This window comes from Mycobacterium sp. D16Q16, from assembly GCF_002013745.1.
Lineage (GTDB): Bacteria > Actinomycetota > Actinomycetes > Mycobacteriales > Mycobacteriaceae > Mycobacterium.
Genome location: NZ_MAEY01000031.1, coordinates 1 through 11431 on the forward strand (window position 1 = coordinate 1; position 11431 = coordinate 11431).

Sequence of the window (11431 nt, forward strand, 5' to 3'; positions counted from 1 at the left end):
ACTCTGAACGTTGTTGGGGTGTCTTAAAGTTCACGTTGATAGGCCGTGATAAGGGGCTCGGCCAACTGTCTGCCTTGCGCGGTGATGATCAGCCACCAGCGGTACTGCCATCCGAATATGTCAAAGTTGTCGACATAGTCGGCGCGGACCTCGCGTAGCGCAGCTTCGGGATCATCGGTCGGCACAAATCGGTGTGCGTTTGGCGCCATAGTGCCCAGCTCGAATAGGCCGTCGCGGAGAAGCGAGCGGATTATGCTCAGTGTGGTCGCTCGGATCCTCGGTAGGTACGCTTGCCTGTCGGCCTCCTGGACGTGCCAGTGCACCGCGAGCAGGCATACCCCACCCCCGAGACCCTCCATGAGGATCTTCGCGTGTGCCGAGTCGTGGGTGTAGCTCACAGGTGTGGCCTTTCCGCCTACATGGCATCGTCGGGCAGTCTCATACCGGTTTGCCTCTCTTAGCGCTGCAGCTTCCAGACCACGAACACGGTTGCGCTCATGAGCGCAATAAGTACGGTGATGGACGTCCACGAGTGCATGCGGGGCTTTCCTGTCAGGTGTGTGTGGGGTAGGGACGGCCGGCGTGGCTGCGGGCGTGAGCGATAGCGTCCTCGAGGGTGTCGATGAGGTGTTTTTCGTGGCGCAGGGATTCGATGACGCCCACGTTGGTCAACAGTTTGAGGTGTTCGGGGCGTACACCTTTGATGATTACGGTGATGCCGCGGGCCTCTAGGTCTTCGGCGATCTGGGCCAGCGTGTGTGCGCCGGTGGCATCAAGCATGCCCAGTTGGGACATGCGGATGATCACAACATTGACGTCGGGATGATCGGCGTCGGTGATGGTATTCGAGATGCGTTCGGCCGCACCGAAAAACATGGAGCCATCCAGGCGCAGCAGTGCGATCCTCTCATCGCCCGGCTCCGGAGGGCCGGGTAGCTCTTCCCGGGTGACACTGCTGCGTCGCGCCACGACGCGTAGGGCGAAGAAGGCGGCCACCACGATGCCGATTTCCACAGCTTCGATCAGATCGAAACAGATCGTGACAACTGCGGTGAGAGCAAAGGTCAGGGCATCGGAGCGGGTGGAGCGCAGGATTGTGACCGCAGTGCGCGCCGAGATCATCCGGAAGGAGGTGATCATCAGGACCGCCGAGAGTGCGGCTAACGGGATGGCAGCCACTGGCCCGCTGGCCAGGTACACCACCGCGAGCAGCAGAACTGAGTGTGTGATCGCCGCGACACGGGTGCGGGCCCCGGATCGGACATTGACGGCGGTGCGGGCGATCGCTCCGGTGGCCGGCATCCCGCCGAACACCCCGGAGGCCACCGAGGCCAGGCCCTGCCCGACGAGCTCGCGATCGGGATCGTAGGGGCCGGTGGGTGACATGGTGGCCGCGACCCGCGCCGATAGCAGCGATTCGATCGCAGCCAAGGCAGCAATTGCCACTGCTGCTCCCAGAAGGGCTTGCAAGGCAGCCAGATTGGCGTGCGGCAGCAGCGGCGCCGGTAGCCGCGACGGCAATTCGCCGATACGGGCGACCGACAATCCTGTGGCGGTCACCAGCACGGTTGCGGCCACGACTGCTGTCAATGATTCGGGGATGGCACGGTGCAGCCGCGGCAGGCCAACCATCAGCGCCGCAACGAATCCCACCACCAACAATGGTGATGCGGCCACGCTCCAGTGGGTGTGCATGAGAACGTCGATCGCGGCGGCCAGCGGGGGGTGGCCCTGCGGTGCCGACAGGCCCACGGCGGCGGGGACTTGCTGCAGGAAGATGATCGCGGCAATCCCCAGGGTGAAGCCCTCGATCACAGGCCACGGGATGAACGTAACCGCACGACCCAACCCGGTGATGCCCGCGGCCACCACGATGATCCCGGCCAGGATAGTGACCAAAGCCAAACTGCCGCTGCCATATTGAGCCACGATGGGCGCCAACACGACCGCCATAGCCCCGGTGGGCCCGGACACCTGCACATGTGAGCCACCGAACACCGCCGCGATCACACCGGCGATCACCGCCGTGATCAGGCCTGCGGCGGCCCCGGCCCCCGAGCTGATCCCGAACGCCAACGCCAGCGGCAGCGCAACCACCCCGACGGTGATCCCAGCCAGGATGTCGCGGCGCCATGACCGACTCAAACCGGCGTAATCGTTGCGTCGCGGCAGCAGCCGCGCCACCGCGCCGCTACCGGCTGCACCCATCACCGGCAGCCGTGACCGATCGGGCCCCGCTGCGGCACCGAGGCCTCATCTGGGTTGATGGTCACCGTGATTCGGTGGCCGAGCCGGCGCATCCCTGCCGTGCTTCGACCAGTCGTGTCCGCAGGGCGCCCAGCTCGACCCGCAGGTCATCGGGCAGCCGGTTGCCGCCGATGCTGGCATACCAGTAATCGATCGACTCGGCTTCGGCGATCCATTCGTCGATGTTCACCGACAGCGCCTCTTCGAGGTCCCGATCGCTGATATCCAGCCCGGTGCGATCGATCGCATCAACGGTGGGCAGGTAGCCGATTGGGGTTGCGACCGCGTCAGCGGTGGCTTCGAGGCGCTCCAGCGCCCACTTGAGGACGCGGGCATTGTCCCCAAAACCGGGCCACAGGAACTTGTCATCGCTACCACGGCGGAACCAGTTGACATAGAAGATCTTCGGCAGCAGATCCGGATCGCTGCGGGTACCGATATTGAGCCAGTGCTGAAAGTAGTCGCCGACGTGATAGCCCAGGAACGGGCGCATCGCCATCGGGTCGCGGCGCAAGACACCGACTTCACCGGCAGCCGCCGCGGTGGTTTCGGAAGACAGCGTGGAGGCCAGGAACACCCCGTGACGCCAGTTCCGGGATTCGGTGATCAGCGGCACCGTGCTGGCGCGCCGGCCGCCAAAGAAGATCGCCGAGATCGGCACCCCCGTGGGGTCATCCCATTCGGGGGCCACCGTCGGGCACTGCGCGATTGGGGTGCAATAGCGCGAATTCGGGTGCGCAGCGGGCTCGGTGGATGCCAGCGTCCAGTGCTGGCCGCGCCAGTCGGTCAAGTGTTCGGGCGGGGTGTCGGTCGCACCTTCCCACCACACATCCCCATCGTTAGTCAGCGCCGTATTGGTAAAGATCGAGTTGCCCAGCTCGATAGTGTCCATCGCGTGCGGATTTGTACCCCGCCCAGTACCCGGCGCGACCCCGAAGAACCCGGCCTCGGGGTTGACCGCATACAAGCGCCCATCGGCCCCGAACCGCATCCAGGCGATGTCATCGCCGATCGTTTCGGCGGTCCAGCCCGACAACGTGGGGGCCAGCATCGCCATGTTCGTTTTGCCGCACGAGGACGGGAACGCCGCCGCTACATACTTCACGACACCTTGTGGGGAGGTGAGTTTGAGGATCAGCATGTGTTCGGCCAACCACCCCTCATCGCGGGCCATCACCGATGCGATGCGCAACGCGAAACACTTCTTTCCCAACAGTGCGTTACCCCCGTAGCCTGAGCCGTAGCTCCAGATCGTGCGGGTGGCCGGGAAATGCGATATGTACTTGGTCTCATCACAGGGCCACGGCACATCTGCCTGTCCCGGTGTCAGCGGGGCGCCCACTGAGTGCACGCATTTGACGAACCGGCCACGCAGCCCCAGCCGATCCCACACCGGGGTACCGGAGCGCGTCATGATCTGCATCGACACCGCCACATACTCCGAATCAGTCACCTGCACACCGAACTTCGGGTCATCAGAGCCCAGCGGGCCCATGCAGAACGCGATCACGTACATGGTGCGCCCCGCCATCGCGCCCCGATATTCCTCGGTCATGATCGTGGCCATATCCACCGGGTCCATCCAGTTGTTGGTCGGACCCGCGTCGGCCGCGTTCTCCGAGCAGATAAACGTGCGGTCTTCCACCCGCGCCACATCCGCCGGGTCCGACACAGCCCAAAAAGAATTCGGCTTACCCGTCAGTGGCACAAATGTGCCCTTAGCCACCAGCTGCTTGGTCAGCCGATCCCACTCGGCGCGCGACCCGTCACACCACACCACCTGATCCGGACCCAACAACTCGGCCATCTCCGACACCCACAGCAACACTCCGGCGTGCGTGGTCGGCGCGGGCGCCAACCCCTGCACAGACCGCGCCGTATCCATTGCATCCACAGAACTCGCCACAACACTCTCCTTGCCCACGCTTGAGAACATCACCATCAATAAATCACGCTAATTAAGAAAGTACGCAACTAGTGCGCTAGTCGGAGATACCCCCGTCGATACCTCCGACTAGCGCCGGGTCTGCGCTACTACCACCGGCTCGGCCGGCGCGGCACCATCGAGCCACTCGGCCTGATCGGCAACCACCCCCGTCAAGATCCGCCGCGCCGTGGCCAGCAGCTCAGCCACCTGTGGAGAGGTCAACGTGTACAGCACCGACAACCCCTCACGCCGCGCCGTCACCAAACCTGCTCTGCGCAGCACCGCCAACTGCTGGGACAAATTCGCCGGCTCGATCCCAACTTCCGGCAGCATCTCCGATACAGCCTGATCCCGCTCGCTGAGTAACTCCAGCACCCGTATCCGCACAGGATGCCCCAGCGTCTTAAAAAAATCCGCCTTCATCCGATACAGCGGTTGACGTGCATCCACCACAAGCCCACCTCACCAAAACAATCAACATGCAAACATTAGCAACCCGGCAATAACCCAGGACAAGGGCCCGTCTATAGTTCTCCATGGCTCTCACCGGGGCTACCTTGTACTCATCAGGGCTGTCTGATGCCCGCTTCCGGTGAGAGCCACCCAATACCTACCCAGTGGGCGCGACCGACCAGGCACACCGGGCATCCAACGAGGAGTTTGTCGATGGCCACCGACCGGCCGACCGCATGGCAGTACATCACCTACGCGTATGGGCGGCGCCTGCCCGACAGCATGGGCGATTGGGTCGCCAACGACCTGGCCGGCCCCGGGGCCATTCGACGACACATGATTCGTTACGTGATCCCGCCCCATTTCATCCTGGCCCCATTCTGGCTGCTGCCCGGCGGACTCCTGCTGCATACCGCGATCACACTGCCCATCTACGTCTGGGCAATCCTGATGACCCACGCTCTCAACAAGATTTGGCGGCGCCACCGGCTCGCCACACACGGCCTTGACCCCAAACTCGCCGACAACGTCAACCACGAAAAGAACGCACGCAAGCACCAGGCATACGCCCAAAGGTATGGCGCGCGCACACAGACAAACGACACCTATTCCAGCAGCGACCCTATCTGAATCACCCACGAAAACTGCACGACAGCAACTTATTTCGTGCAGATCGTAGAGCTGGCCGGAAGGCCCCCGGGCCGTTCAACGATGGTGAGATCACGCCCATCACCCTCGTGAACGAGCTCCGTTCAGCATCAAGCAGTTTGGTCGGACCACTCCCTGCCCTGTATTTGGAATCCGGTGGCCAATTCATGTTCTGGGGCACCGAACTATTGTCGGTCATTGGTTATCGGGCTCGACCTCTGATATGCTGAAATCGGTTGATTTTCTTAGTGACACGCTCGCGAAGATTTTCCGCGGCGGACACACACCAATCTCCGTGACTTTTACCGGTTGCTTTGATTTCGCGTACCTCCGCAAGACCCAGGGTCGAACGTCGACCCCGCAATTAGATACTCAGGAGAGTAATCGCATGGCTCAAGGCATCGTGAAGTGGTTCAACGCCGAAAAGGGATTCGGGTTCATCACCCCGGACAACGGCAGCAAGGACCTCTTCGTTCACTTCTCGGCCATCCTCGACAAGGGCGGCTTCCGCAGCCTCAACGAGAACGATCGCGTCAGCTTCGAAGAAGAAGCCGGCGATCGCGGCCCCCAGGCAGTCTCAGTGCAGACTGTCTAAAGTCTTACCGCGCAAGATAAATGCGCTCGGCTGGCCGTCCAGGATTCCTGGGCGGCCAGCTTTTTGTTCGCCGTCCAGACTATCGGCTCAGAGGCTGGTGCGGCGCTCGATGAGATTGGCCCCTTGCGATGTCGCATGCCTTTTCGCGGCGTACATCGCGCTGTCGGCCTTAATGAGTAAGTCCGCGACTATCACCGCCAGTGATATGGGTGCGCTGTCGTCGGCCCGCGATAGTTCCTCGGATGCGACGCCGACACTGGCATCGATCTGGGTGACGTCGCCGGCGAGGGCGTCTTCGACCGCGTGCTGGTAGTCGAGCACGCGGTGTGCGTCGAGAACGGCAACGACACCGAACTCGTCTCCACCGAGCCGGACTAGCCACGTATCGGGACCAGCCAACAGCTGCAGCAGTTGAGCCGTTTGCTGCAGTACTTGGTCGCCCGCGTGGTGTCCTTCTTTGTCGTTGATCGATTTGAACCCGTTCAGGTCGATGACAGCGACTGCCACGTGCTTGCCGGTTGGGTCACCGGCCCAGTCCGCGCAGGCTTGCTGAAGGCCGCGGCGGTTGAGCAGGCCGGTGAGTTCGTCGTGGCGGGCAAGGCGATCCTTGTCGCGGGCGACCTCGCCGAATTGCGCCATGCCCACGTAGATTGCCCAGGCAGTGCGGTCACCGCAGCCTGCAGTGCCATCGCCAACCGGCCGTGAAACGCGAACGCATAGGTGTTGGCGGCAACCAGCCACACCAGCTTGAGAAACGCGATACCGGTCTCCGTGACGACGCAGACACCGACTGTGATCGCTAGATCGCAGTACGCGATATAGGCGATGGACTCCGCGTAGGTGATGGGTTTTTTGAGGGCGTACCGGATGCCCCAGGCGAACGCCGGAATCGAAATCGCGAGACAGACAAGCGGAACCGTGGACATACCTTCGAAGGCCAGCGTTATCGCTGCGGCACCGATGCCGGGTGCGCAGATAGCTGTGAGGATCCAGACAGGGCGTAACAGCCGAATGCCCTCAAGCGTCTCGGTATTGGCCGCATAGATCTGCTCCGCACGATCGCGGAAGCTCATGACATGGCTAGACATGTTTCCGCCTAAGAAATCAACACTTCGCTACGAGAACCTCGGTACCGCGCTGGACCTCGGACACGCGCCCGAACCAGGCCAGCGACATCGTAGCCTTCTTCTCTGGCGTGCGCGCTCCGAAGCGGTTGCTGGTCAAACAATGCGGTGGTAATCCGGTCATCCTGGCGGCAAAAATCGCTCGCGGCTGTGGCCACCAGCTCGGGCAGGAAGGTGATAGCTGTGCTTCGCGGCCGACACGTTGACTAGCCTGAACAGGGATACCCGGACACCGAGGTAAGGAGATGTCATGCGCCTATCTACACGCAATCAGCTGACTGGAACCATCACCGAGGTGAATGTCGGAACCGTGATGGCCATTGTGAAGATCCGGCTCGACGGTGGCGATCAGGTCGTGACGTCTTCAATCACCAAGGACGCCGTGGCCGACCTCGGGCTCACCGTCGGTCAGGCCGCCACCGTCTTCATCAAGTCCACCGAGGTGACGGTGGGAGTCGAGTAGTTCAGGTTCGCGGCGAGCTGGGTCTCACGTAAAGGTGCGGTGCCCGAGCTCGGTGAAATCCACCTCGACCTCGTCGCCGTCCCGCTGGACCTCGCAGTAGCCACTGCGGCGAAGCTCATCAAGTGCATCCCATGGCGGCTCTTCGTCAGGCAGGTACCAACCAACGGCCGTCGGCCAATCGCGGTCGTGATGGTGATCGATAAGCTGATCGACCACCGACGTGGCCTCGGGGCTGAGCTGAACGGGCTCGGGGCGTTCGCTACGTCTCCGTGAGAACCACTTCATGGCAACAGTTTACGAGCACTCCGCCCGTGTCTGCGGTCAGCCTTCCTCCGACATCACCTCGGCCGCCGCACGCTCCCCCGCCCGGATGGCTCAGCGCGGGTCCGAATTCCGTCAACACCCCGGATTGACTCGGGTATTACGGAGCGGCAAGCGTGGACAGCATCTTGGCGGTAACGGTGGTCAACTGCTGCGCTGAGATACCTTGCGGCCGTGCGACACCGATCCGGTAGCACATTGCCAGGCCCGTGGTGGCGAGGACGAATGCGCGCGCATCAAGCTCGGAATCTGGTAGTGGGCCCAGGTGCTGCAGGAGGTATGTCCGCGAGAGCATATGGAGCCTTTCTTCGACTCCCGTGAAGGCCTCGACGCGAGTTCCTTGGGATTCGAACGCGCGCACCAGATCGCCTTGCTCACTGAGTATCTCGGTGATGACGCGGAGGCTTCGCGCGAACGCCTCTACCGGGTCGAGGGTAATGCTCTCGAACACAGCCTCCGTAAACCTCTGCTCGAGGGTATTGATGAGTCTGCGTTGAAGCACATGCGCGATCTCTTCTTTGTTCGCAAAATATCGGTATAACAAGCCGATGCTCATCCCTGCCTGCTGAGCAATCCTGTTGGTGGACGTGCCCACGATGCCGCGTTGCCCGAAAAGGTGAGCGGCTGCTTCAAGTATCCGCTCACGAGAGTCTCGTGCACGCTGTTGTACCAGTTCAGAGCCTCTAGCCATGATCGCTCCTATTAGAGTAGAAGGTGAGCTATCGCTCATCTTATTCTCTCGCCATGAACTCCCCCACATCGATCGCGCCACCGGAGCCCAGTGCTCGGTCGGCAGCCCCCACTGCCTTCCGTTGGGATGAGCGTTCTCGATCCTGGGGTCCGTTTACGGCGAGGAGGTGGGTGCGACGTCTGACGGGCTTCGATGTGTTTCCCCGGCCCGAGGTTGCCGCGGAGTTTGCGCGTCTTCGCACCGTCGGAGATCCGGTCGCCGAACGCTTTGTAGCTGAAACCATCTACGGTGAATTGGGGCGCGAGAGGACCGACGAACTCGTCGACCGCGCACTGGCCGACTCGATTGAAGCCGTTCCGGAGGCGCCCGAGTCGATGCGTGCACTGTTCGCTGAATTCGAGAACATCCCTGAATGGGTGGATCCCGAACTCATCGAGGCCGGTGCGGCTGTCTGGCGACGGTGGGCATATCACATGGGTGCAATGGCCAATGCCGCGACGATGGACACGTACACCGAGGGATCACTCGCTGTCCCCCTCGTCCTGGCTGGCGGCTATGCCGGACAGAGCGCCCTGCACCGCTATCTGGAAACAAGCCGTTGGTGGATCGAGTCGTGCCGACCGGGGGCTGCGTTGACCCCCGGCTCCAGGGCCCGCGAAATATCGATGAAGGTCCGCATCATGCATGTCAGTATTCGAAAAGGCGTACAGCAGCATGTCGAATGGGATACCCAGCGGTGGGGTCTGCCGATTAGCCAGGCGGAGATGCTACTTACGCTCATGGGCGGCAGCGTCGCTCCGGGCCTGGGTCTTTATGCGCTGGGCCATATTACGTCCAAGCGTGAGATCGAGGCGTGCATGCATTTCAGCAGGTATCTCGGGCATATGCTTGGCGTACGGTGTGACGCTATCTATCCGACGAATTTGGCGGACGGTATCCGGATTCTCTACATGTTCGATACGGCCCGGTCCTACGATTCGGGCGAAAACGGTCGCCAGCTCATCGAATCCTTCGTGCCCTCGTTCGCACCCGCACCGAATGCGGGCCTCGGCGATCGCCTACGTGCCGCCGGACATCTTCGGGTACAGGCTGCGCACGCCAGACTCTATGTCAGGGGCCACATTCGCCGTCAGCACCATATTCCGGCGCCCGGCGGTGGGCTTGCATACCTCATTGCGCGGATTCCGTTGATTCTGACGCTTGAGGCCGCGCGACGGGTCTGCCCGCCCATTGACCGTCTCTGGCAGTCAATCAACATACGTGCGTGGGAACGTTGGCACGCATGGGCACTGGGTAACGAGGCCGAACAATTTGTCGCACCGGAACTTCAGCGTTGACGTTCAGGAGCGCACCGGCGACCAGCCCCGCCGCCTTGGAAGGCAGCTGTTAGCGTGACCACCGTGAACTCTTCGCGTGTGTACCCATCCGTCGCGCTTGCAGCCTGCGCCGCCTCGTTCGTTCTAGCGCTCGCCGCGTGCGGGTCCGATACGGAGGCCAAATCGGCGCCTGCCGACCCGGCAACCGCGGCCAGTGGGTGCCCAACAGCAGCACCGCAGACCGGTGGCACGCCCGAGTGGACGCAGGCCGGGAGCACCGGCAATGTCGCGGTCAGTGGATCGACGGATACGGCGGCGCCATCCGTCAACGTGACCGCTCCGTTCAGCGTGACCGAGACCCAGGTGCACACACTGCAGGCCGGTACCGGACCGATCGTCGGGGACATAGCCACGGTTTCGGTCTGCTACATGGGTGTCAACGGTCGTGACGGGTCCGTGTTCGACAGCAGCTATAGCCGGGGCGCCCCGGCTCAGTTTCCGCTGAACGGAGTGGTGCCGGGCTTCAAGAAGGCCATCGCGGGACAGAAGGTCGGGTCCACCGTCGCTGTGGCGATGGTTCCTGCCGACGGCTATCCGGCCGGTCAGCCCAGCGCTGGCATCCGCCCGGGCGACACACTGGTCTTCGCGATCAAGATCCTCGACGCGTCTAACTGATTCATCGGGCCGGCTCGGGCGCCGTCGACTGCGCGTTCTCGACGGCACCGAACGCGGCCACTGCCACCGCCGCGACGACCGCGACCAGGAATGCGACGGCGACAAGCCAGCCCAGTCCCGGGCGGGCGCTGTCGCCTAAGAGCACGACACCGGTGACGCCGGGCACGACCGTCTCCCCCACCACCAATGCCGCCGCCGCACCGTTGACCGAACCCACTTGCAGCGCAACGGTAAACAAATAGAAGCCACCCACCCCCGCGAGGATCACCGCGTAGGCGGCTGGATCGGACAGCATGACCTGCACGCGCAACGGATCGAGTCCATCGAGGACCCTGACCGCGACAGCCATTGCCCCATAAAGAATCCCGGCGCACAATCCCGCCGGGATCGCGGCGCGGGTGCCAAGCAGGCGGATAGAGCCGAGGCCAGTGAGCAGCACCACCGCTGACGCGATCAGCACGCCCCAGTGCACGGACACCGGTGCGGCGTCCTCGCCGCGATGCCCGGCTGTCGTTGCGAGGACGCATAACGACAGCAGCACGGCCGAGATTGCCAGCCAGTCCCGTCGTTGCAGACGCACACCCAGTACGGCGATGCCGAGCACCGCGGTGACCACAAGGTTGGCGCTCATGATCGTCTGGGAGAGGAACAGCGGAATCAACCGCGCCGACACCAGACTGCCCGCGAACCCGACGAGATCGAGAACCATCCCGGCGATGAATGCCGGAGTCAGCATCGCGGCAATCGTAGATTTCAGCGTGGGGGCACCGTCGTCGCTCATGCCGTGAACTTTCGCCGCGGATTGACGGGCACCGTAACCCTGCAGAACCGACGCGGTCCCATACCCAAGGCACGCGAGCACGGCCGCCGCGATGCCGATCAGCATGGAGTAGCACCGTCATTGCGTGCGGTCATCGACATCGGTCGATTCTACTTACGGTTGGTTCGGCGACTCCGGTTAGACCGGCCGA

Annotated in this window: 14 protein-coding genes; 5 read left to right on the forward strand and 9 right to left on the reverse strand. The window is 62.8% G+C overall.

The window, feature by feature from the left end; genetic code table 11:
- Nucleotides 1-23: 23 nt before the first annotated feature.
- The 4 genes from B4394_RS24465 to B4394_RS24480 form a co-directional block, all read right to left on the reverse strand.
- Nucleotides 24-398, reverse strand: coding sequence for a hypothetical protein (locus tag B4394_RS24465; RefSeq protein WP_078313104.1), 375 nt, complete (start codon nucleotides 396-398; stop codon nucleotides 24-26).
- Nucleotides 399-552: 154 nt separating this feature from the next.
- Entirely contained in the window at nucleotides 553-2208 is a 1656-nt protein-coding gene (locus B4394_RS24470) for a SulP family inorganic anion transporter (protein ID WP_078316512.1), read from the reverse strand.
- 61 nt (nucleotides 2209-2269) lie between these two features.
- A complete protein-coding gene (locus tag B4394_RS24475; RefSeq protein WP_078316528.1) occupies nucleotides 2270-4132 on the reverse strand; it encodes a phosphoenolpyruvate carboxykinase (GTP) in 1863 nt (620 codons plus the stop codon).
- A gap of 129 nt (nucleotides 4133-4261) precedes the next feature.
- Nucleotides 4262-4624: an ArsR/SmtB family transcription factor gene (locus B4394_RS24480; RefSeq protein ID WP_078313133.1), complete on the reverse strand. Its 363-nt coding sequence runs from the start codon at nucleotides 4622-4624 to the stop codon at nucleotides 4262-4264.
- 216 nt (nucleotides 4625-4840) lie between these two features.
- Here B4394_RS24480 and B4394_RS24485 point away from each other — a divergent pair, with 216 nt between their 5' ends.
- A complete protein-coding gene (locus B4394_RS24485; RefSeq protein WP_078313106.1) occupies nucleotides 4841-5257 on the forward strand; it encodes a DUF5313 domain-containing protein in 417 nt (138 codons plus the stop codon).
- Between the two features lie 406 nt (nucleotides 5258-5663).
- The gene (locus B4394_RS24490) at nucleotides 5664-5870 is read left to right on the forward strand and encodes a cold-shock protein (RefSeq protein WP_078294545.1); all 207 of its coding nucleotides are present in this window, start codon (nucleotides 5664-5666) and stop codon (nucleotides 5868-5870) included.
- 87 nt (nucleotides 5871-5957) lie between these two features.
- Here B4394_RS24490 and B4394_RS24495 read toward each other — a convergent pair whose 3' ends face one another.
- Together B4394_RS24495 and B4394_RS25865 are read right to left on the reverse strand one after the other, a co-directional pair.
- Nucleotides 5958-6443 (reverse strand): diguanylate cyclase domain-containing protein, encoded by a 486-nt coding sequence (locus tag B4394_RS24495; RefSeq protein WP_286142473.1) that lies wholly within the window; start codon nucleotides 6441-6443, stop codon nucleotides 5958-5960.
- The gene (locus tag B4394_RS25865) at nucleotides 6353-6958 is read right to left on the reverse strand and encodes a hypothetical protein (protein WP_286142474.1); all 606 of its coding nucleotides are present in this window, start codon (nucleotides 6956-6958) and stop codon (nucleotides 6353-6355) included. The genes B4394_RS24495 and B4394_RS25865 overlap by 91 nt, the downstream gene beginning before the upstream one ends.
- Before the next feature lie 286 nt (nucleotides 6959-7244).
- Between B4394_RS25865 and B4394_RS24500 the strand changes: the two genes are divergently transcribed.
- Nucleotides 7245-7457: a TOBE domain-containing protein gene (locus B4394_RS24500; protein WP_078283026.1), complete on the forward strand. Its 213-nt coding sequence runs from the start codon at nucleotides 7245-7247 to the stop codon at nucleotides 7455-7457.
- Nucleotides 7458-7481: 24 nt separating this feature from the next.
- Here B4394_RS24500 and B4394_RS24505 read toward each other — a convergent pair whose 3' ends face one another.
- Complete coding sequence (locus B4394_RS24505) at nucleotides 7482-7673, reverse strand: hypothetical protein (RefSeq protein WP_078316529.1); 192 nt, start codon at nucleotides 7671-7673, stop codon at nucleotides 7482-7484.
- Between the two features lie 205 nt (nucleotides 7674-7878).
- Complete coding sequence (locus B4394_RS24510) at nucleotides 7879-8469, reverse strand: TetR/AcrR family transcriptional regulator (RefSeq protein WP_139360439.1); 591 nt, start codon at nucleotides 8467-8469, stop codon at nucleotides 7879-7881.
- A gap of 53 nt (nucleotides 8470-8522) precedes the next feature.
- On the opposite strand from B4394_RS24510, the gene B4394_RS24515 reads away from it, so the two are divergent.
- Together B4394_RS24515 and B4394_RS24520 are read left to right on the forward strand one after the other, a co-directional pair.
- Nucleotides 8523-9806 carry an oxygenase MpaB family protein gene (locus tag B4394_RS24515; RefSeq protein WP_078316514.1) on the forward strand — a complete coding sequence of 428 codons (1284 nt, stop codon included), beginning with the start codon at nucleotides 8523-8525 and terminating at the stop codon, nucleotides 9804-9806.
- Nucleotides 9807-9869: 63 nt separating this feature from the next.
- On the forward strand, nucleotides 9870-10460 hold the full coding sequence (locus tag B4394_RS24520; protein WP_139360440.1) for an FKBP-type peptidyl-prolyl cis-trans isomerase: 591 nt from the start codon (nucleotides 9870-9872) through the stop codon (nucleotides 10458-10460).
- Between the two features lies 1 nt (nucleotide 10461).
- On the opposite strand, the gene B4394_RS24525 is transcribed toward B4394_RS24520, so the two are convergent.
- A complete protein-coding gene (locus B4394_RS24525; protein ID WP_078316515.1) occupies nucleotides 10462-11346 on the reverse strand; it encodes a hypothetical protein in 885 nt (294 codons plus the stop codon).
- Between the last annotated feature and the right edge of the window lie 85 nt (nucleotides 11347-11431).

Bases quoted from the DNA above. Each gene is read 5' to 3' on its own strand.
- B4394_RS24470 (WP_078316512.1), bottom strand. From the start codon at position 2,208: ATGGGTGCAGCCGGTAGCGGCGCGGTGGCGCGGCTGCTGCCGCGACGC.
- B4394_RS24475 (WP_078316528.1), bottom strand. From the start codon at position 4,132: ATGGATACGGCGCGGTCTGTGCAGGGGTTGGCGCCCGCGCCGACCACG.
- B4394_RS24485 (WP_078313106.1), top strand. From the start codon at position 4,841: ATGGCCACCGACCGGCCGACCGCATGGCAGTACATCACCTACGCGTAT.
- B4394_RS24490 (WP_078294545.1), top strand. From the start codon at position 5,664: ATGGCTCAAGGCATCGTGAAGTGGTTCAACGCCGAAAAGGGATTCGGG.
- B4394_RS25865 (WP_286142474.1), bottom strand. From the start codon at position 6,958: ATGTCTAGCCATGTCATGAGCTTCCGCGATCGTGCGGAGCAGATCTAT.
- B4394_RS24500 (WP_078283026.1), top strand. From the start codon at position 7,245: ATGCGCCTATCTACACGCAATCAGCTGACTGGAACCATCACCGAGGTG.
- B4394_RS24510 (WP_139360439.1), bottom strand. From the start codon at position 8,469: ATGGCTAGAGGCTCTGAACTGGTACAACAGCGTGCACGAGACTCTCGT.
- B4394_RS24515 (WP_078316514.1), top strand. From the start codon at position 8,523: ATGAACTCCCCCACATCGATCGCGCCACCGGAGCCCAGTGCTCGGTCG.
- B4394_RS24525 (WP_078316515.1), bottom strand. From the start codon at position 11,346: ATGCTGATCGGCATCGCGGCGGCCGTGCTCGCGTGCCTTGGGTATGGG.